19 protein-coding genes are annotated in these 20216 nt (G+C 72.5%); 11 read left to right on the top strand and 8 right to left on the bottom strand.

The genetic code is table 11. The features are described from left to right. The first annotated feature begins 130 nt into the window (after positions 1-130). Positions 131-1114, top strand: a complete 984-nt coding sequence (locus tag IEZ20_RS37345; RefSeq protein ID WP_189307206.1) for a class I SAM-dependent methyltransferase — start codon at positions 131-133, stop codon at positions 1112-1114. Between the two features lie 6 nt (positions 1115-1120). Here IEZ20_RS37345 and IEZ20_RS37350 read toward each other — a convergent pair whose 3' ends face one another. Continuing rightward, the gene (locus IEZ20_RS37350) at positions 1121-2323 is read right to left on the bottom strand and encodes a bifunctional adenosylcobinamide kinase/adenosylcobinamide-phosphate guanylyltransferase (protein WP_189307208.1); all 1203 of its coding nucleotides are present in this window, start codon (positions 2321-2323) and stop codon (positions 1121-1123) included. Positions 2324-2403: 80 nt separating this feature from the next. Between IEZ20_RS37350 and IEZ20_RS37355 the strand changes: the two genes are divergently transcribed. Then, a complete protein-coding gene (locus IEZ20_RS37355) occupies positions 2404-2613 on the top strand; it encodes a hypothetical protein (protein ID WP_189307210.1) in 210 nt (69 codons plus the stop codon). A gap of 37 nt (positions 2614-2650) precedes the next feature. Here the strand turns inward: IEZ20_RS37355 and IEZ20_RS37360 are convergent, their stop codons facing one another. The 3 genes from IEZ20_RS37360 to IEZ20_RS37370 form a co-directional block, all read right to left on the bottom strand. Next, positions 2651-3730 carry a S1C family serine protease gene (locus tag IEZ20_RS37360; RefSeq protein WP_189307212.1) on the bottom strand — a complete coding sequence of 360 codons (1080 nt, stop codon included), beginning with the start codon at positions 3728-3730 and terminating at the stop codon, positions 2651-2653. A 56-nt stretch (positions 3731-3786) separates the two neighbouring features. Beyond that, positions 3787-4488 carry a class I SAM-dependent methyltransferase gene (locus IEZ20_RS37365; protein ID WP_189307213.1) on the bottom strand — a complete coding sequence of 234 codons (702 nt, stop codon included), beginning with the start codon at positions 4486-4488 and terminating at the stop codon, positions 3787-3789. 83 nt (positions 4489-4571) lie between these two features. After that, positions 4572-5198 carry a DUF3043 domain-containing protein gene (locus tag IEZ20_RS37370; protein WP_189307215.1) on the bottom strand — a complete coding sequence of 209 codons (627 nt, stop codon included), beginning with the start codon at positions 5196-5198 and terminating at the stop codon, positions 4572-4574. 227 nt (positions 5199-5425) lie between these two features. Here IEZ20_RS37370 and IEZ20_RS37375 point away from each other — a divergent pair, with 227 nt between their 5' ends. The 5 genes from IEZ20_RS37375 to IEZ20_RS37395 all read left to right on the top strand — a co-directional run bounded on the left by IEZ20_RS37375 (position 5426) and on the right by IEZ20_RS37395 (position 11870). Further along, positions 5426-6205 carry a PspA/IM30 family protein gene (locus IEZ20_RS37375; protein WP_189307217.1) on the top strand — a complete coding sequence of 260 codons (780 nt, stop codon included), beginning with the start codon at positions 5426-5428 and terminating at the stop codon, positions 6203-6205. 33 nt (positions 6206-6238) lie between these two features. Further along, positions 6239-6517 (top strand): PspA-associated protein PspAA, encoded by a 279-nt coding sequence (gene pspAA / locus IEZ20_RS37380; RefSeq protein WP_189307219.1) that lies wholly within the window; start codon positions 6239-6241, stop codon positions 6515-6517. Between the two features lie 192 nt (positions 6518-6709). After that, the gene (locus tag IEZ20_RS37385; protein ID WP_189307221.1) at positions 6710-7927 is read left to right on the top strand and encodes a sensor histidine kinase; all 1218 of its coding nucleotides are present in this window, start codon (positions 6710-6712) and stop codon (positions 7925-7927) included. Next, entirely contained in the window at positions 7924-8604 is a 681-nt protein-coding gene (locus tag IEZ20_RS37390) for a response regulator (RefSeq protein WP_189307223.1), read from the top strand. Before IEZ20_RS37385 ends, IEZ20_RS37390 begins: the two co-directional genes overlap by 4 nt. Before the next feature lie 158 nt (positions 8605-8762). Beyond that, positions 8763-11870: an efflux RND transporter permease subunit gene (locus IEZ20_RS37395; protein ID WP_189307225.1), complete on the top strand. Its 3108-nt coding sequence runs from the start codon at positions 8763-8765 to the stop codon at positions 11868-11870. 87 nt (positions 11871-11957) lie between these two features. On the opposite strand, the gene nadA is transcribed toward IEZ20_RS37395, so the two are convergent. Further along, positions 11958-13142 (bottom strand): quinolinate synthase NadA, encoded by a 1185-nt coding sequence (gene nadA, locus IEZ20_RS37400; RefSeq protein ID WP_189307227.1) that lies wholly within the window; start codon positions 13140-13142, stop codon positions 11958-11960. 264 nt (positions 13143-13406) lie between these two features. On the opposite strand from nadA, the gene IEZ20_RS37405 reads away from it, so the two are divergent. Next, positions 13407-13763, top strand: coding sequence for an iron-sulfur cluster assembly accessory protein (locus tag IEZ20_RS37405; protein ID WP_030340884.1), 357 nt, complete (start codon positions 13407-13409; stop codon positions 13761-13763). A gap of 327 nt (positions 13764-14090) precedes the next feature. On the opposite strand, the gene IEZ20_RS37410 is transcribed toward IEZ20_RS37405, so the two are convergent. Both IEZ20_RS37410 and IEZ20_RS37415 read right to left on the bottom strand, forming a co-directional pair. Next, positions 14091-15647, bottom strand: a complete 1557-nt coding sequence (locus IEZ20_RS37410; protein ID WP_189307228.1) for a hypothetical protein — start codon at positions 15645-15647, stop codon at positions 14091-14093. A 99-nt stretch (positions 15648-15746) separates the two neighbouring features. After that, the gene (locus IEZ20_RS37415; protein WP_189307230.1) at positions 15747-15956 is read right to left on the bottom strand and encodes a hypothetical protein; all 210 of its coding nucleotides are present in this window, start codon (positions 15954-15956) and stop codon (positions 15747-15749) included. Between the two features lie 183 nt (positions 15957-16139). Between IEZ20_RS37415 and IEZ20_RS37420 the strand changes: the two genes are divergently transcribed. Further along, the gene (locus IEZ20_RS37420; RefSeq protein ID WP_189307232.1) at positions 16140-17114 is read left to right on the top strand and encodes a carbohydrate kinase family protein; all 975 of its coding nucleotides are present in this window, start codon (positions 16140-16142) and stop codon (positions 17112-17114) included. A gap of 130 nt (positions 17115-17244) precedes the next feature. On the opposite strand, the gene IEZ20_RS37425 is transcribed toward IEZ20_RS37420, so the two are convergent. Next, entirely contained in the window at positions 17245-18627 is a 1383-nt protein-coding gene (locus tag IEZ20_RS37425) for a cysteine desulfurase/sulfurtransferase TusA family protein (protein WP_189307234.1), read from the bottom strand. Between the two features lie 257 nt (positions 18628-18884). Between IEZ20_RS37425 and ctaC the strand changes: the two genes are divergently transcribed. Next, the gene (gene ctaC / locus IEZ20_RS37430) at positions 18885-19847 is read left to right on the top strand and encodes an aa3-type cytochrome oxidase subunit II (protein ID WP_189307236.1); all 963 of its coding nucleotides are present in this window, start codon (positions 18885-18887) and stop codon (positions 19845-19847) included. Beyond that, on the top strand, positions 19844-20216 hold a 373-nt coding region (locus IEZ20_RS37435), incomplete at its 3' end, for a cbb3-type cytochrome c oxidase subunit I (protein ID WP_189307237.1). The genes ctaC and IEZ20_RS37435, both read left to right, overlap by 4 nt.

A 20216-nucleotide genomic window follows, 5' to 3' on the forward strand; every position in this document is an offset into this window, starting at 1 on the left:
CCGAACAGTACCGCCAGCGAACGACGGCTTCCGCGCCACGTCGCCACCACACCCCCACCACGTCATTGCACCTCGGTACCTGATCCCATACGTTCCGGTTTGCCGCGGAATGTCGCACAGGGAGCCGCCCATGCCGACCTCGCCCCTCACCCCGCAGTTCACCCCCGCCCACGACCCCTTCCAGGAGCCGCGCCGCGAGGACTGCCCCTGGTGCGGCTCACGGAACCTGCGCACCCGGGTGCGCGCGCCCGACCCGCTGCGGCACCGCGCGGGCACCTTCGCCCTCGACGCCTGCCGGGACTGCGGCCACGGCTTCCAGAACCCGCGGCTCACCGCGGAGGGACTCGCCTTCTTCCACCGGGACGTCTACGAGAGACAGCTGGAGGAGTTCGCCGCCCGCGTCCGCTCCGAGAAGGCGGTCCGGCGCCGGCACCGCGCCACCGCCTGGCGGCTGTCGGACCTGCGCGAACCGGAGAGCTGGCTGGACGTCGGCACCGGCCACGCCCGCTTCCCGGAGGCGGCGAAGGAGTTCTTCCCGTACACCAGCTTCGACGGGCTGGATCCGACGGCCCGGGTGGAGCAGGCGCTGCTGGAGGGGCGGGTGGAGGAGGCGCACCGCGGCTATCTCTCGACCCCGGGGATGGCGGACCGGCTGCGCGCCCGCTACGACGTCGTCACCATGTTCCACCACCTGGAGCAGGCACCCGACCCGCGCGCCGAACTCCGCGCCGCGCTGACCGTGCTGCGGCCCGGCGGCCACCTGGTCGTCGAAGTCCCGGACCCGCGCTGCCTGTTCGCCACGCTGCTCGGCAGACGGTGGCTGCCCTACGGCCAGCCGCGCCACCTGCACCTGGTGCCCCTGGCCAACCTCCGCACCGAACTGGAGTCCCTGGGCTGCACGATCCTCGTCACCGACCGCAAGGCCCCCCACGTCCCCTACGACCTCGCGGCCGCCGTCGCCCTCTGCCTGGCCCACCTCCACCCCGTGCTCCAACTGGCGGCCTCACCCCTCATGGACGTGGCCGCGGCCCTGGACCACGGGTGCGCTCCGCTGCTGCGCCGCACACGCTTCTCGAACGCCTACCGGGTGGTGGCGCGGAAAGGCAGGCCCTAGCCCCCGTCAGCCCCGGAGCACCCACGCCTGCCCCGCCACCACCAGCAGCACCTGCTCGCACTCCGCCCCGAACGCCGCGTTCAGCCGCCCCAGTTCGTCCCGGTACCGCCGGCCGGAGGCGGTCGCGGGGACGATCCCGGAGCCGACCTCGTTGGACACCGCGACCACGGTCCGGCGCGTGGCCCGGACCGCGGACGTCAGCTCCCGTACCCGCTCCCGCAGGGCCTTCTCGCCGCCGCCCGCCCACTCCGCGTCGTCCCACGCCCCCACGGAGTCCATCACGTCCGTCAGCCACAGCGACAGGCAGTCGATCAGCAGCGGCGGCCCGTCCTCGGCCAGCAGCGGCACCAGGTCCGTCGTCTCCGTCGTACGCCACGACCCCGGCCGCCGCTCCCGGTGCGCGGCCACCCGTGCCGCCCACTCGCCGTCCCCGCCCCGCGTGCCGCCCGTCGCCGCGTACAGCACCTCCGGGAAGGTCTCCAGCCGCCGCTCCGCCTCCACCGACTTCCCCGAGCGCGCCCCGCCCAGCACCAGCGTCCGGCGTGGCACGTCCGGCACGTCCTCGTACGCCCCGACCACCAGCGTCGTACCGTCCGGCACCGCCCGCGCCCCGTTCGCCGCCAGCCGGCGCCGCAACTCCGCGCCGGGCGGCACGTCGTGGTCGAGGTGGACGGCGATGACGTCCGTCGTGGGGCCGACCGAGCCGGCCGCGCGCAGCCGGGCGAGCGCGTCCGGACGGCCCACGACGTCCGCGAGGAGCATGTCGTACGACTCCGCCGACGCCTCCGCCAGGCCGGCCGGCGCCCCGCCCGGCGGCAGGTACAGCAGCCGCTGCCCGTCCGGCCCGGTCACCGCGTAGCCGGTGCCGCCCGCGTCCATCGCCACCGCCCGCACCCGATGCCCCGTCAGCAGCGCCAGCTCCCGCCCGTCCGGCACCCGCCCGGGCTGCGGCAGCCCGGCCGGCACCTCCACCGCCGGGCCGTCGTGCGGGTGCGACAGCAGCACCTGCCGTACCCCGCCCAGCGAATGCCCGGCGCGCGCCGCCGCGAAGGCCGCGCCCGGTGTCAGGTCGAGCAGCAGCGCGCCGTCGACCAGCACCGCGGTCGCGGCCCGCGCGTCCGGCCCGAGCGCGGTCGCACAGGCGGCACAGGAACAGTCGGGTCGAGGCAGCCCCGCCGGGGCACCGGTACCGAGCAAAGTGATGTCCACGGACCGATTTTCGCCTGTCCCCGCAGGTCTTGCGCTTCCGGCTAGGCTGCCGGGCAGGTGTTGGATCAAAGGAGGCCCACATGACGGCATGGACGTGGCGGTTCGAGAAGGCCGACGGGACGGAGGTCCAGCCGGCGGTGCAGCCCGAGGAGTTCACCACGCAGGGCGACGCCGAGTCCTGGATCGGCGAGCACTGGAAGGCGCTGCTGGAGGGCGGCGCCGACCAGGTGCGGCTGTTCGAGGAGACCAGCGAGATCTACGGGCCGATGAGCCTGCAGGCCGACGCCTGACCCGGCGTCGAGCGGGGGTGAGGAGGGGCCGCCCTCCTCACTGCTCGCCCAGCGTCACCTCGACCGTCTTCTCGGCGCCGTCGCGCTGGTACGTCACCGACGTCCGCCGGCCCGGCCTGTCCACCGCCAGCGCCTCGGCGAGCGAGGTCATGGTGGTGACGGGCCGGCCACCCAGTTCGAGGATGATGTCCCCGGGCCGCAGGCCCGCCCTGTCGGCCGCGCCGCCGGCGCGCACGCTGACCACCGCCACCCCGATCGGCTGGTACTGGTCGTTCAGGAAGGTCCGCCCGGTGATGTCGAGGGCCGCCCGCCCGGAGTCGACGACCTTGCCCCGCCTGATGATCTGGTCGGCGACCGTCTTCACCATCGACGCCGGGATCGCGAACCCGATGCCGGGCGCCGTACTGCCCCCGAGGCTGGGGTCGGCCGCCGCGAGCGTCGGGATGCCGATCACCTGCCCGTCCAGGTTCACCAGGGCGCCGCCGCTGTTGCCGGGGTTGATCGCGGCCGACGTCTGCACCATGTTCGCGATGGTCGCGCCCGTACCGCCGCCCGTGTCCCCCTCGCTGACGGTCCGTCCGGTCGCCGAGACGATGCCCTGGGTCACGCTGGACGACAGCCCCAGCGGCGAACCCATGGCCAGCACGATCTGCCCGACCTGCACCTTCTCCGAGTTCCCGATCACCGCCGGCTTCAGCCCGTCCCGCACCCGGTCCAGCCGGATCACGGCGAGGTCCTGCTCGGGGTAGGAGAAGACCAGGCTCGCGGTCAGCGGCTCCTCGTTGTTGGCCGTGGTGACCTGGAAGGTCTTCTCCGAGCCGACCACGTGCGCGTTGGTGACGATGTGCCCCTTGTCGTCGTACACCACCCCGGAGCCCAGTTCCCGGCTCGCCTGGATCTGCACGACCGACGGCAGGACCTCCTTGATGACCCGCTGGTACTGGTCCTGCAGGTCGGTCCCGGCCTTCGGCACGGCCGCCCGGACGCTCGCCGGAGCGTCCTGCGCGGCGGGAGCGAGCGGAGTGGTGCAGCCGGCGGCGAGCAACGCGCAGGCCACCGGCACGGCCCTGCGGACGGCCGCCCGGAGGGCCTGCGCACGGGTACGGAAAGCGTCCATGCCCCGAGTCTCACCGCAGGGTGATCACCCGGCTCCCGCTGTTGCCCCGAACGGGCTCAGCCGCGTACCCCGCACAGATGCAGCAGCGCCGCCACCCCGCGGTACGGGTCCGTGCGCCCGGCCCGCTCCTCCACCGCGAGCAGCGTGTCGAGGTCCGGGGGGACCGCCGCGTCGTCCGCCGCCGTGTCCGTGAAGACGCGGACGCCGTACCAGGCGTGCAGCGGGGCGGCGATGCCGTCGAGCGTGGCGGTGAGGGAGGCCAGGCGGTCGGCGCGGACGGACACGCCCAGGCGGTTGCGGTAGGCGGTGGTGTCGAAGGCGGCCAGGGCGCCCGCCCAGTCACCGCCGAGGCCGGGACGCATGGCGAGTGCGTCGCCGTTGCGCACCAGCAGGGAGAGCAGACCGCCGGGGGCCAGCATCCGGGCCAGGCCCGCCACCAGCGGGTCGGGCTCCTCGACGTACATCAGGACGGCGTGGCACAGCACCACGTCGAAGCTGCCCGGCAGGAAGTGCACACCCGTGTCCCGCCCGTCGCCCTCCACCAGCCGGACCCGCTCCCGGATGCCCTCCGGCTCCCGGGCCACGGCCTCCCGGGCGGCGGCGACCATCGTCGGGTCGCGCTCCACGCCGGTCACCTGGTGGCCGAGCCGGGCCAGCCGCAGCGCCTGCGCGCCCCGGCCCATCCCCACGTCGAGCACCCGCAGCCGCCGCCCGACCGGGAACCGCCCGGATATCTGCTCGTCGAGCTGCCGCGCCACCAGTTCCTGGCTGACGACATCCCGCAGCCCGCCCAGCCGGTTCGGCCGGGCGTCGGCCGCGTCCCCGGTGAAAGCGTCAGCGCTCAGGGCCGCTCTCCGCGCTTCACCTGCGGCTTCGGCAGCCGGAGCCGGCGCATCTGCAGGGACCGCAGCAGCGCGTAGGCGACCGCGCCGCGCGTGTTCTGGTCCGGGAAGCGCTCCTTGAGCCGCTTCTTCAGCCGGAAACCGCTCACCGCCCCGTCCAGCACGATCAGCACGATCACGATCAGCCACAGCAGCAGCGCGATGCTCTGGATCGAGGGCACCTTCACCACGCTCAGCACCAGGATGACCACGGCGAGCGGCAGGAAGAACTCCGCCACGTTGAACCGCGAGTCCACCCAGTCGCGGGCGAACTTGCGGACCGGGCCCTTGTCCCGGGCGGGCAGATAGCGCTCGTCACCGGACGCCAGCGCCTGGCGCTGCCGCTCCAGGGCCTGGCGCCGCTCCTCGCGCTGGCGCTTCGCGGCCTCCTTGCGGTTGGTGGGCGTGTGGGCCACGCTGCGCCGCTGGGTCTGGGCCTCACTGCGCTTGGGCGTGGGCCTGCCCTTCGGGGCCTGCGGGTCACGGGGCTGCTTGGAGAGGGTCACCTGAGCCTTGTCGGCGGGGGCCTTCTCGTCCTTGGCACGGCTACGGAACACAAAACCCAAGGGTAAGGGCTGCACCGGCATGGACCCCAGCCCGGTGGGGAACGATCCGGCAACGCCGGACGTCCGTACAGGGTGGATCACCTACTCCTCACGCCGGAGCGGAGCGGCCCGCAGTCGTTCTCGGGGATGAGCGCATCACCCCGGGAACAGTGCGGTAATGGAAGCAGGGCCCGTACTGTGGGTCCTGTCGCAGGATCTGTGAGCTGGAGTCCGTCAGAAGGGGGCGCGCGAAGCCCATGAGCGGTGTCATGAAGCGTATGGGGATGATCTTCCGCGCGAAGGCGAACAAGGCCCTTGACCGGGCCGAGGACCCGCGCGAGACCCTCGATTACTCCTACCAGAAGCAGCTGGAGCTGCTGCAGAAGGTGCGGCGCGGCGTGGCCGACGTGGCCACCAGCCGCAAGCGCCTGGAACTCCAGCTGAACCAGCTCCAGCAGCAGTCCGCCAAGCTGGAGGACCAGGGCCGCAAGGCGCTCGCGCTCGGCCGCGAGGACCTGGCCCGGGAGGCGCTGTCCCGCAAGGCCGCCCTCCAGCAGCAGGTGACGGACCTGGAGACCCAGCACGCGACCCTCCAGGGCGAGGAGGAGAAGCTCACCCTGGCGGCCCAGCGCCTCCAGGCCAAGGTGGACGCCTTCCGTACGAAGAAGGAGACCATCAAGGCCACCTACACCGCCGCCCAGGCCCAGACCCGCATCGGCGAGGCCTTCTCCGGCATCTCCGAGGAGATGGGCGACGTCGGCCTCGCCATCCAGCGCGCCGAGGACAAGACCGCCCAGATGCAGGCCCGGGCCGGCGCCATCGACGAGCTGCTCGCCTCCGGCGCCCTCGACGACCAGTCCGGCATGCACAAGGACGACATCCAGGCCGAGCTGGACCGGCTCTCCGGTGGTACGGATGTAGAGCTGGAACTGCAGCGCATGAAGGCCGAGCTGGCCGGGGGCTCCCCGCAGCAGGCCCTCGAGGGCGGCACCGGTCAGGGGCAGTCCCAGCAGCAGCCGCAGGACACCCCGCGCTTCGACAAGCAGTAGCCCGGCGCCGGGGCCCGAGCCGAGGAGGCCGACGTGATCGTACGGATCATGGGGGAGGGCCAGGTGAGGCTGGACGACAGCCACCTCGCCGAGCTGAACCAGCTGGACGACGAACTGCTGGCCGAGCTGGAGAGCGGCGACGGCGAGGGCTTCCGCCGGACGCTCACCGCCCTGCTGGATGCCGTCCACCGCCTCGGCAAGCCGCTGCCGGACGACTCCCTGGAACCCTCGGAACTGATCCTGCCGGCCCGGGACGCGACGCTGGAGGAGGTCCGGGCCCTCCTCGGTGACGAGGGACTGATCCCCGGGTGAGCGCCTGACAGGCCGGGGCGCTCGTGGCCGCGGGCGGTCGTGCCGCCGCGGCGGCACGGGTGGGCGCCCGGGGTACCCCCGCTCGAAGAGCTCGGAGGAGGCGCCTGCCGGCGAGCAGCGCCCCGCCCCGGCCCGGCACCCGCACCGGACGTAGACCTGACCGCGGGGGAAGGGCGCCGTACTGTTCCCCCCGTGAGCACTCTCGACAGCGCCCGGTGCAGGCTCAAGGCCCACCCGCTGGCGGCGGACGCGGTTCTCGCCGCGGGCGTCCTGGCCTGCATGGTCGCCGGTTCCTTCGCCGTGCCCCGGCGGGAGCACGGCGTCACCTGGGACCTGCGCACCCCGGCCGCCCTCAGCCTCCTCCTCATGCTGGCCGGCGCCGCGGCGCTGGTGTTCCGCCGCCGCGCACCCCGGACGGTCCTGGCCGTCACCGGCACCGTCTCCCTCGTCGAGTGCGTCACCGGCGACCCGCGCGCCCCGGTCGCGATGTCCGCCGTCGTCGCCCTCTACACCGTCGCCGCGACCACCGACCGCCCCACCACCTGGCGCCTCGGCCTGCTCACCATGACCGTGCTGACGGCCGCCGCGATGCTCGCCGGCCCGCTGCCCTGGTACGCCCAGGAGAACCTGGGCGTCCTCGCCTGGACCGGTATCGGCGCCACCGCGGGCGACGCGGTCCGCAGCCGGCGCGCCGTCGTCCAGGCCATCCGGGACCGCGCGGAACGCGCCGAACGCACCCGCGAGGAGGAGGCCCGCCGCCGGGTCGCCGAGGAGCGCCTGCGGATCGCCCGCGACCTGCACGACGTCGTCGCCCACCACATCGCCCTGGTCAACGTGCAGGCGGGTGTCGCCGCCCATGTCATGGACAAGCGGCCCGACCAGGCCAAGGAGGCCCTCGCGCACGTCCGCGAGGCCAGCCGCAGCGCGCTGAACGAACTCCGCGCCACCGTCGGCCTGCTCCGCCAGTCCGGCGACCCGGCGGCCCCCACCGAACCCGCCCCGGGCCTGAGCCGACTGGAGGAGCTGGCCGACACCTTCCGCAGCGCGGGCCTGCCGGTGGCCGTGGCCCGCGCCGACCAGGGCACCGAACTCCCCGCCGCCGTCGACCTGGCCGCCTACCGGATCGTCCAGGAGGCCCTGACCAACGTGCAGAAGCACGCCGGCCCCGAGGCCGAGGCCGAGGTGAGCGTCGTACGGGTCGGACCGCACGTGGAGGTGACCGTCCTGGACGACGGCTCGGGGTCGCCCGGCGCGCCCGCGGCCGGCGGCGGGCACGGGCTGCTCGGCATGCGCGAGCGGGTCACCGCCCTCGGCGGCACCCTGACCACCGGGCCCCGCTACGGCGGCGGCTTCCGCGTGCATGCGATCCTGCCGGTCAAGACGACGCCGGCCCAGGGGGAGCCCGTATGACCATCCGTGTCCTGCTCGCGGACGACCAGGCACTGCTGCGCAGCGCGTTCCGGGTGCTGGTCGACTCCGAGCCCGACATGGAGGTGGTGGGGGAGGCCTCCGACGGTGCGGAGGCGGTCCGGCTGGCCCGGGAGCACGCCCCGGACATCGTCCTCATGGACATCCGGATGCCCGGCACGGACGGCCTCGCCGCGACCCGGCTGATCAGCGCCGACCCGTCGCTCGCCCGGGTCCGGGTGGTCATCCTGACCACGTTCGAGGTCGACGACTACGTCGTCCAGGCGCTGCGCGCCGGCGCCTCCGGCTTCCTCGGCAAGGGCAGCGAGCCGGTGGAGCTGCTGAATGCCATCCGGGTCGCGGCGGACGGTGAGGCGCTGCTGTCCCCGGCCGCCACCAAGGGGCTGATCGCCCGCTTCCTCGCCCGGGGCGACGACGGCGACGGACCCGACCCGGCCCGCTCCGAGCGGCTCGGCACGCTCACCGGCCGCGAGCGGGAGGTCCTCGTCCAGGTCGCCGGCGGCCACTCCAACGACGAGATCGCCGAGCGCCTGGAGGTCAGCCCGCTGACGGTGAAGACGCACGTCAACCGGGCCATGGCCAAGCTGGGCGCGCGGGACCGGGCGCAGCTCGTCGTCATCGCGTACGAGTCGGGACTGGTACGCCCGAGGATGGACTGATCTCCACCCACGCGTACTGCGCGGGGAGTAGGGGCCGGGTAAGGGAACGGGACCTGGGGCCTACGGAACGGCACCCCGAGATGGATCAGGGTGGTGGTGTGGGCGCCCACCGCGTCCCCTCGCCGCTTCTGCCGCTCACAGAAGAGAGACCCTGATCCATGTCCTGGCTGTCCAGATTCAGCCTCGCCCAGCGGGCCCTCGTCGGGCTCGTGTCCCTCGTCGCGCTCGCCTTCGGGCTGATCGCGATACCCCAGATCAAACAGCAGCTGCTGCCCACCATAGAACTGCCCATGGTGTCGGTGATCGCGCCGTACCAGGGCGCCTCGCCCGACGTGGTCGAGAAGCAGGTCGTCGAGCCCATCGAGGACAACCTCCAGGGCGTCGACGGCGTCACCGGTGTCACCTCCACCGCGAGCGAGGGCAACGCCGTGATCATGGCGTCCTTCGACTACGGCAACGACACCAAGCGGATCGTCTCCGACGTCCAGCAGGCCGTGAACCGGGCCCGCAACCGGCTCCCGGACGACGTCGACCCGCAGGTGGTCTCCGGCTCCACGGACGACATGCCGACCGTCGTCCTCGCCGTCACCTCCGACAAGGACCAGCAGGCCCTCGCCGACCAGCTCGACACGACCGTCGTACCGGCGCTGAAGGACATCGACGGCGTGGGCCGCGTGCAGGTCATGGGCGTCCGTGACCTCCAGGTCACCGTCACCCCGGACGACGCGAAGCTCGCCCGGGCCGGCCTCACCCCCGCCGCGCTCGGCCAGGCCCTCCAGGCGGGCGGCGCCACCGTCCCGGCCGGCTCCTTCGACGAGGACGGCGCGAGCCGCACCGTCCAGGTCGGCGGCGGCTTCACCTCCCTGCGGCAGATCAGGGACCTCCGGGTCACCGGCGAGGGCGCGAAGCACCCCGTGCGGCTCGCCGACGTGGCGACCGTCAAGGAGCAGCCGGCCCCGGCCGACTCGATCACCCGCACCGACGGCAGGCCCAGCCTCGCCGTCAACGTGACGATGGACCACGACGGCAGCGCGGTCTCCATCTCCGACGCGGTCGAGGACAAGCTGCCCGGCCTGCGCGAGGACCTCGGCGCGGGCGCGAAGCTCACGGTGGTCAGCGACCAGGGCCCGGCCGTCTCCAAGTCCATCAAGGGCCTGACCACGGAGGGCGCGCTCGGCCTGCTCTTCGCGGTCCTGGTGATCCTGGTCTTCCTGACCTCGATCCGCTCCACCCTGGTCACGGCGGTGTCCATCCCGCTGTCGGTGGTGCTGGCCCTGCTGGTGCTGTGGACGCGCGACCTGTCGCTGAACATGCTCACCCTGGGCGCGCTGACCATCGCCATCGGCCGGGTCGTGGACGACTCGATCGTGGTCCTGGAGAACATCAAGCGCCACCTCGGCTACGGCGAGGAGCGCAGGGAGGCCATCCTCACCGCGGTGCGCGAGGTGGCCGGCGCGGTCACCTCCTCCACTCTCACCACGGTCGCCGTGTTCCTGCCGATCGGCCTGGTCGGCGGCATGGTGGGCGCCCTGTTCGGCTCGTTCAGCATCACGGTGACGGCGGCCCTGCTGGCCTCCCTGCTGGTGTCGCTGACGGTCGTGCCGGTCCTGTCGTACTGGTTCCTGCGCGCCCCGAAGAACACCCCGGCGGACGCGGCGGAGGCCCGCCGCAGGGCCGAGGAGAAGGAGGCGAACAGCCGCCTCCAGCGCGCCTACGTCCCCGTCCTGCGGTTCGCCACCCGCCGCCGCCTCACCAGCGTGGCCCTGGCGATCGTCGTCCTGGTCGTCACCTTCGGCATGTCCGGCCTGCTGAAGACGAACTTCTTCGACCAGGGCGAGCAGGAGGTCCTCACCGTCAAGCAGAAGCTGAAGCCCGGCACCAGCCTGGCCGCCACCGACGCCCAGGCCAGGCGGGTCGAGAAGCTGCTCGCCTCCACCGAGGGCGTGAAGGACTACCAGGTCACCGTCGGCTCCTCCGGCTTCATGGCGGCCTTCGGCGGCGGCACCGACACCAACCAGGCGTCCTACCAGGTCATGCTCAAGGACTCCGCGTCCTACGACGACGTGCAGAAGGACCTGGAGGACGGCCTGAGGAAGCTCAAGGGCATCGGTACGACCACCGTGTCGGCCGGTGACGGCTTCGGCAACCAGGACCTGAGCGTCGTGGTGAAGGCGTCCGACCCGAAGGCGCTGCGCACGGCGGCGGAGCAGGTCCGCTCCACGGTCGCCGGCCTCGACCACGTCACGGACGTCAGCAGCGACCTCGCGCGAAGCGTGCCGCGGATCTCCGTCAGGGCGAACGCCGAGGCGGCGGCCGCCGGGTTCGACGACCAGAAGCTGGGCGCCGCGGTGGCCCAGGCCGTGCGCGGCACGACGGCGGCCAAGGCGGTCCTGGACGACACCGAGCGGGACGTCGTCGTCCGCTCGGCGAAGCCCGCGACCACGCTGGACCAGCTGCGGAAGCTGCGCCTCGGCCCGGTGCGGCTGGGCGACATCGCCACGGTGAAGCTGGTGGACGGCCCGGTGTCCATGACCCGCATCGACGGGCAGCGCGCGGCCACCGTCACGGCCCGGCCGACCGGTGACAACACGGGCGCGATCAGCACCAGGCTCCAGTCGAAGATCAAGGCCCTGAAGCTGCCGGCGGGCGCCACGGCCGAGATCGGCGGTGTCTCCTCCGACCAGGACGACGCCTTCAAGAACCTGGGCCTGGCCATGCTGGCGGCCATCGCGATCGTCTTCATGCTGCTGGTGGCGACCTTCCGCTCGCTCGCCCAGCCGCTGATCCTGCTGGTGTCCGTTCCCTTCGCGGCGACGGGCGCGATCGGCCTGCTGGTCGCCACCGGCACCCCGCTGGGCGTGCCCGCGATGATCGGCATGCTGATGCTGATCGGCATCGTGGTGACCAACGCGATCGTGCTGATCGACCTGATCAACCAGTACCGCGCCCAGGGCCACGGCGTGGTGGAAGCCGTGATCGAGGGCGGCCGGCACCGGCTCCGCCCGATCCTGATGACGGCGCTGGCGACGATCTTCGCCCTGCTCCCGATGGCCCTGGGGGTCACCGGCGAGGGCGGCTTCATCGCCCAGCCGCTGGCGGTGGTCGTCATCGGCGGCCTGATCACCTCGACCCTGCTGACCCTGCTCCTCGTCCCGACGCTCTACGCGATGCTGGAGCTGCGCAAGGAGCGCAGGGCGAAGAAGCGGGCGGCGAAGAGGCAGCCGACGGCCGAGGCCTCCGAGGAACCGCAGCCGGCGCAGGTCTAGCCGCAGCGCGAAAAGCCGCAGCGCGAAAAAAGGGGGGCCGCACCTGGTGGTGCGGCCCCCCTTTGCGCGCGTCACGACCGCCGGAGGCTACGGCAGCGCCAGCATCCGCTCCAGCGCGAGCTTGGCGAACGCCTCGGTCTCCTTGTCGACCTCGATGCGGTTGACCAGGTTGCCCTCGGCCAGGGACTCCAGGGCCCAGACCAGGTGGGGCAGGTCGATGCGGTTCATGGTCGAGCAGAAGCAGACCGTCTTGTCGAGGAAGACGATCTCCTTGCCCTCGGGGGCGAAACGGTTCGCCAGCCGGCGGACCAGGTTCAGCTCCGTGCCGATGGCCCACTTCGAGCCGGCCGGGGCGGCTTCGAGGGCCTTGATGATGTACTCGGTCGAGCCGACGTAGTCCGCCGCGGCCACGACCTCGTGCTTGCACTCGGGGTGGACCAGGACGTTCACACCGGGGATGCGCGCGCGCACGTCGTTGACCGAGTCCAGGCTGAACCGGCCGTGGACCGAGCAGTGGCCGCGCCAGAGGATCATCTTCGCGGCGCGCAGCTCGTCCGCGGTCAGCCCGCCGTTCGGCTTGTGCGGGTTGTAGACCACGCAGTCGTCCAGGGACATGCCCATGTCCCGGACGGCGGTGTTGCGGCCCAGGTGCTGGTCCGGCAGGAAGAGGACCTTCTCGCCCTGCTCGAAGGCCCAGTCCAGGGCGCGCTTGGCGTTGGACGAGGTGCAGATGGTGCCGCCGTGCTTGCCGGTGAACGCCTTGATGTCGGCCGAGGAGTTCATGTACGAGACGGGGACCACCTGCTCGGCGATCCCGGCCTCGGTCAGCACGTCCCAGCACTCGGCGACCTGCTCGGCCGTCGCCATGTCGGCCATGGAGCAGCCGGCGGCGAGGTCGGGCAGGACCACCTTCTGGTCGTCGGAGGTCAGGATGTCCGCCGACTCCGCCATGAAGTGCACACCGCAGAAGACGATGTACTCGGCCTCCGGGCGCGCCGCCGCGTCCCGGGCCAGCTTGAAGGAGTCGCCCGTGACATCGGCGAACTGGATGACCTCGTCGCGCTGGTAGTGGTGGCCGAGCACGAAGACCTTGTCGCCGAGCTTCTCCTTGGCCGCGCGGGCACGCTCGACCAGGTCGGGGTCGGACGGCGACGGCAGGTCACCGGGGCACTCGACGCCCCGCTCGCTCTTCGGGTCGGCCTCGCGGCCGAGCAGCAGCAGGGCGAGCGGAGTCGGCTGCACGTCGAGCTCCGGGGTCTGGGCGGTGGTCACGACACGCACCCTTTCTACTTTTCGTCTAACTGACGCTATCTATCATAACTGCTTCACGTCACTTTGACGATGGCCATAGCGTCCATGTGACGTGAATCCCGTCGGCGTCCCTCTCCGGGCGCCTGTCCGCCTTCCCGGGCATGTGCGAGCATGAGGAAGCGAGAAAAAACGCGACAACGCGAATGCCCGGCCCGGAATGAATCCGCTGATTCGCCGGTTGCACTCGTCGGCAAGCAGTCTCCGTACAACCCGGGAGAGATGTAGATGTCCGTATCGGACGAGACCACCACCGTCACCGACGGCATCATCCTGACCGACGCCGCCGCGGCCAAGGTCAAGGCCCTGCTCGACCAGGAAGGCCGCGACGACCTCGCGCTGCGCGTCGCCGTCCAGCCCGGCGGCTGCTCCGGTCTGCGTTACCAGCTCTTCTTCGACGAGCGCTCGCTCGACGGCGACGTCGTGAAGGACTTCGGCGGGGTCAAGGTCGTCACGGACCGGATGAGCGCCCCGTACCTGGGCGGCGCCACCGTCGACTTCGTGGACACGATCGAGAAGCAGGGCTTCACGATCGACAACCCCAACGCGACCGGCTCCTGCGCCTGCGGCGACTCCTTCAGCTGAGCCGAGCCGACACCGGACGCGAACGAGGCGGCGGTCCCCTTCCGGGGGCCGCCGCCTCGGCGTTCTCGCCGCCCTGGCGCGACTGGGCCGCCGCGTCGGCGTCCGCGCGCCCTGGGGCGTCTCTTCCGGATCATGCCGGGGTCGCGGGGTTCCGGACGAGAGGCCTAGGGGTTTCGTTTGGATCGGGTCGGATCAGGCCGCGGCGTCCGGTGCGGTGCATCGCGAGGCGGAGGATCACCCGCGTACTGGGCGTACTCGGGTGGTCCGACAACGCGGCGAGGTGCCGTGCCGGGCGTCGCGGACCCGGGCTGATCCAAACGAAACCCCCTAGCGCGGCCGGGCCGACGCGTCCGGCCGCAGGGAGCCCGGCTTCGCCTTCGGGACCGCCTGGCCGTCCGCGTCGACCACCGTCCGCCCGTCCAGCGGCGAGTGCAGCGTCACCGTCTTCACGTACTCCTTCGCGATCAGCACGCACACCCGGCCCGGCCAGGGCTTCTCGGTGACCGTCACCGTCACCCGCCCGCCGCTCTCCCGCGCCGAGGTCCGGTAGTCGGCGCACACCCCGCCGTAGAAGCTCAGGTTCAGCGTCCGCCCGTCGGCCGTGTAGGCGTTCACCCTCACGCTCCGGCTCCCGGCGGGCGCGCCGGCGGACGGCGGCGCCGAGGACGGTGCCGAGGGCGCTGAGGCCGTCCGCGACGTCAGGTACTCCGGATCGACCGCCGGATACGTCACCGTGAACGCGCCGTCCGCCGCGGACCCCCGCACCCGGAACAGCCAGGACGGCACCAGCGTCTGCCGTCCGCCGACGGAGTGCGCGGCCAGCCCGAACACCGCCTTCTCGACCGTGACGGTGTTCGTGTCCGTGTTCGTGTCCGGGGTCGTGTCCCGCTTCGCCGACGGCTTCCCCGGCGCGCCCGTGGACGCGCCGCACGGCTGCTCCAGCCGGTCCTTCAGCGGCACCGGGGTGGCGCACCCGCCGATCCCCATCCGGTGGCCGTCCTTCGCCGGCCCGTTCAGCAGCTCCAGCGTCTTCCCGGCGTCCAGCACCGGGTACGTGTCGCCCTTCACCGGCGTGGCGAGCAGCCCGTGGCCGCCGACCAGCTCGCCGGTCCGGTCTACGGTCAGGCCGGTCGTCCAGCCGTACGTGGGCAGCCCGCCCACCACCGGATCCGCGTTCACCACCCGCCGGGCGCCCATCACCTGGCTCGCGTCGGTCTTGGCGTCGTCCAGCCCCGCCGCCTTCAGCACCGGCGCCGCCGCCTTCTCGGCGTCCGCCACGCTCACCGGGTCACCGGCCGGAGCACCCGGGTCGTGCGCGCAGACGGTCACCTTCCGGCAGTCGTCCGTGCCGGGCGCGTACCGGTCGAAGCTCCAGCTGCCCGGCGCGTCCCGGTTCACCCGCAGCACCGGCCCGGACCCGTCCTGGCCGCCGACCCGCCAGATCCGGCCCTCGGCCACCGGCGCCCCGTCGATCCCGAGCGCCTTCGCCAGCCGCACCACCTGCTCCCGGCCGACCTCGGCCCGCGGCTCGTACACCGGTGCCGAACCGGGTCCCTCCGGCAGCTCGCCCCTCGCGACGTACCGGGTGCCGTGCGGGTCCGGCTCGCCGGGCGCGACACCGCCGGTTCCGCTGCTCGTCCAGCCGTCCAGGGTGAGCGGCGGGGGAGTGCGGCCGGCTCCGCCGGGCGCGGCCGGGGTGCCGGAACGGCCGTCCGGGCCGCCGCTCGCCGCGAGGTAGGCGCCACCGCCACCGACCAGGAGGACGGCCGCGGTGGCGACGGCGACGACGACGGCGGTGGGGCGCCGGCCACTCGTCCGGCCCGGGTGCGCCGTCGTCGACTGCGGGTCCGCCCCTTCGGGGCGCTCAGGCCGCTCGGTGTCCACCGCATCGCTCCTCGCTGCTCGTGTCCCGCGCCCCCTGCGCGGGGGACGGCGATGGGACGCGGGAGGGGAGCCGGCGGTTCCCGGGCACGCGCTCCCAGGTCAGTCGCCGTAGTCGGACATCGCGTCCAGCAGCCGGGCGGACCGCGCGGGCACGCTCACCCCGTGGATGAGGGACGGCGGCACCGGCCGGGGCTCGGCGTGCTCCGGGACCGTCCAGTGCGGGGCCATCCGGGCGCAGTCCCCGCGCAGCGCGGCGAGATCGCCGTCGAGGTCGGCCGGGGCGTGGGAGGTGACCTTGAGGTTCGTCATGCCCGCACCGTAGGCACGGCGCAGGGGGCGAAGAAAGAGCTACTATCGGGTAGTTTTGCCTGCTTCAGCGACGGCTTCCGACCGGGTAGCGTGAACTGTCAACCCGCCCTCCCGTCTCCCACCACCGCCCTTCCAACGAGCGCTCACGCGCGCACCTTCTTATTTCCGCAGGAGAACCCCGTCGTGCGCATCGCAGTCACCGGCTCCATCGCCACCGACCACCTCATGACCTTCCCCGGCCGCTTCGCCGACCAGTTCGTCGCGGACCAGCTGCACACGGTTTCGCTCTCCTTCCTGGTCGACAACCTCGACGTGCGCCGCGGCGGCGTCGGAGCCAACATCGCCTTCGGCATGGGCCAGCTCGGCACCGCGCCGGTCCTGGTCGGCGCCGCCGGCTTCGACTTCGACGAGTACCGGGCCTGGCTCGACCGGCACGGCGTGGACACCGCCTCGGTCCGCATCTCCGAGACCCTGCACACCGCCCGCTTCGTGTGCACGACCGACGCCGACCACAACCAGATCGGCTCCTTCTACACGGGCGCGATGAGCGAGGCCCGGCTGATCGAGCTGAAGACCGTGGCGGACCGCGTGGGCGGCCTCGACCTCGTCCTCATCGGCGCCGACGACCCCGAGGCGATGCTCCGCCACACCGAGGAGTGCCGCTCCCGGAACATCCCGTTCGCCGCCGACTTCTCCCAGCAGATCGCCCGGATGGAGGGCGAGGAGATCCGGATACTGCTGGACGGCTCGACCTACCTGTTCTCCAACGAGTACGAGAAGGGGCTCATCGAGTCCAAGACCGGCTGGACCGACGCCGAGATCCTCTCCAAGGTCGGCCACCGGGTGACCACGCTCGGCTCGCGCGGCGTGCGCATCGAGCGGGACGGCGAGGACCCGATCGAGGTCGGCTGCCCGGAGGAGGAGCGCAAGGCCGACCCCACGGGCGTCGGCGACGCCTTCCGCGCGGGCTTCCTGTCCGGACTGGCCTGGGGCGTCTCCCTGGAGCGCGCCGCCCAGGTCGGGTGCATGCTCGCCACGCTGGTCATCGAGACGGTCGGCACGCAGGAGTACCAGCTGCGGCGGGGGCACTTCATGGAGCGGTTCGTGAAGGCGTACGGCGAGGACGCGGGCCGGGAAGTGCGGGCCCACCTGGGCTAGGGGGTTTCGTTTGGATCAGCCCGGCCGCGGGCGGCGGTGCCTGTCGGCCGGCCCGGCACCGCGACCCCGGCATGATCCGGAAGACGCGACCCCGGCATGATCCGGCTGAGAGGCCCCAGGGGCCGGCCTCTCAGCCCACCCTGCGCACCAGGTACGCCGTCCCCTTCTCCGCCGGCTCCTCCCCGACGTACTCCTGCCCCCGCATCTCGCACCACGCCGGGATGTCCAGCCGGGCCGCCTCGTCGTCGGAGAGGACCCGGACGGTCCCGCCCACCGGGACGTCCCCGAACACCTTCGCCAGCTCGATGACCGGGATCGGGCAGCGCTTGCCCAGCGAGTCGACGACCAGTTCCTCCGCCCGGACGGCCGTCGCCGGGGCCGGGGCCGGCGCCCCCAGCTTCTCCCGGACGCCCGCCACCGCCTGCGGCAGCACCCGGAGGAACCGCTCCACGTCCGCCTCGGCCGTGCCGGGCGGCAGGGACACCCGCACGTTGCCCTCGCTGAGCACGCCCATGGCCTTGAGCACATGGCTGGGCGTCAGCGTGCTGCTCGTGCAGGAGGAGCCGGAGGAGACCGAGAAGCCGGCCCGGTCCAGCTCGTGCAGCAGGGCCTCGCCGTCGACGTAGAGGCAGGAGAAGGTGACGATCCCGGGCAGCCGGCGCTCGGCGTCGCCGACCACCTCCACGTCCGGCACCAGCTCCGGCACCCGCGCCCGGATCCGCGCCGTCAGCTCCCGCAGCCGCACCGCCTCCTGGGCCGCCTCGGCCCGCACCGCGCGCAGCGAGGCCACGGCCGCCACGATGGCCGGGAGGTTCTCGAACCCGGGCGCCCGGCCGGACTCCCGCTCGTCCACCGGCCCCTGGGCGGCGAACCGCACCCCCTTGCGCACGACGAGCAGCCCGACCCCCGACGGCCCGCCCCACTTGTGCGCGCTGGCCGCGAGCAGCGACCAGTCGCCCTCGACCGGCCCCCAGCCCAGCGACTGCGCCGCGTCCACCAGCAGCGGCACCCCCGCCGCCCGGCACATCTCGGCCACCTCGGCCACCGGCTGTACGGTCCCCACCTCGTGGTTGGCCGACTGCAGGCACGCCAGCGCGGTGTCCGCCCGGAGCGCGGCCGCGTACCCCGCCGGGTCGACGGCTCCCGTCCGGCTGACGGCCACCCGGGTGACGTCTGCGCCCTCCGCCTCGCACACCTCCGCCGAATGGAGTACGCAGGAGTGTTCGACGGACGACACGATCAGGTGGCGTCCCACCCTCCGCCGCCCGGCCAACGCCCCCGCGACGCCGCTGTGTACGGCCCGGGTGCCGGACGACGTGAACACCACCTCGTCGGCCCGGCAGCCGACGGCCTCCGCGGCCGCCTCCCGCGAGGCGTCCAGCAGCATCCGCGCCTTGCGCCCCTCCCGGTGGAGCCGGGCGGGATCGGCCCACCCGTCATCCAAAGAGGCCAACAGGGCCTGACGGGCCACAGGATGGAGAGGAACGGCGGAGGCAGCGTCAAAGTAGGCCATACGGCAACGTTAAGTCCCCGGCGGAGGCGGCCGGTCCGGGGGCGCGGCGACCGGCGCGACCAGCCATGATCGACTCGCAGCCGCCAATCAAGCGAACCACCCGAGCCAGTAGGCACCCCTCCCCGCGAACCCTCGGAGAGGGTGGGCTAGGGTTTGGTCCGCATAAACATCCAAACCCCTGCCCGACGCAGGGCGGCGACCGACCAGCGAGAAGGCCGCAGCCGACCGCGCGGGCGAGACTCTCGGGAAGGCGCTACGTGAGTCCCAACGGCTCCGACCGCTCGCCGCGGCGCCCGATGCGGCGGAAGCTGCTGCAGGCACTGACCGCGGGCCTGGTCCTGGCGACCGCAACCGGTTGCACATACAAGGACTTCCCCCGCCTTGGCATGCCCACCCCGACCACGGAAGAGGCTCCGCGGATCCTCTCCCTGTGGCAGGGCTCCTGGGCTGCCGCGCTCGCCGTCGGCGTGCTGGTGTGGGGCCTGATCCTGTGGAGTGCTTTCTTCCACCGGCGCAGCCGCACCAAGGTCGAGGTTCCTCCGCAGACCCGGTACAACATGCCGATCGAGGCCCTGTACACGGTGGTCCCGATCATCATCATCTCGGTGCTCTTCTACTTCACGGCCCGGGACGAGTCGAAGCTGCTCAGCCTCACCGACAAGAAGCCCGACGTCACCGTCAACGTGGTGGGCTTCCAGTGGAGCTGGGGCTTCAACTACATCGAGAACGTCCCGGGTTCCACCGGCGATGCCAAGACCGACAAGAACCTGGACGCCATTCCGGACCGGTTCAAGAAGGCATTCCCGGCGAACGCCGGCGGTGTCTACGACGTCGGTACGCCCGGCACGCGGAACCCGCAGACGAACAACCCCGGTCCGACGCTCTGGCTCCCCAAGGGCAAGACGGTCCGCTTCGTCCTGACCTCGCGTGACGTCATCCACTCCTTCTGGGTGGTGCCGTTCCTCATGAAGCAGGACGTCATCCCGGGCCACACCAACGCCTTCCAGGTGACCCCCAACAAGGAGGGCACCTTCCTCGGCAAGTGCGCCGAGCTGTGCGGCGTCGACCACTCCCGGATGCTGTTCAACGTGAAGGTCGTCTCCCCCGAGCGTTACGAGCAGCACCTCAAGGACCTCGCCAAGAAGGGGCAGACCGGTTACATTCCCGCCGGCATCGCGCAGACGAGCCACGAGAAGAACCGGGAGACGAACAACCTGTGAGCATCCTCAACGAACCCCAGGGTGCCGCGGCAGCTGAAGGCACATACGCTGACGAGCTGCCGGTCAGGCGCAAGCAGCCCGGCAATGTCGTGGTGAAGTGGCTGACGACCACCGACCACAAGACGATCGGCACGCTGTATCTGGCGACGTCGTTCGCGTTCTTCCTGATCGGTGGCGTGATGGCGCTGCTCATGCGCGCCGAGCTGGCCCGGCCGGGCCTGCAGTTCATGTCGAACGAGCAGTTCAACCAGGCGTTCACGATGCACGGCACCGTGATGCTGCTGATGTTCGCGACGCCGCTGTTCGCGGGCTTCGCGAACTGGATCATGCCGCTGCAGATCGGCGCGCCCGATGTGGCGTTCCCGCGGC

Source organism: Streptomyces cinerochromogenes, assembly GCF_014648635.1.
Taxonomy (GTDB): Bacteria; Actinomycetota; Actinomycetes; order Streptomycetales; family Streptomycetaceae; genus Streptomyces; species Streptomyces cinerochromogenes.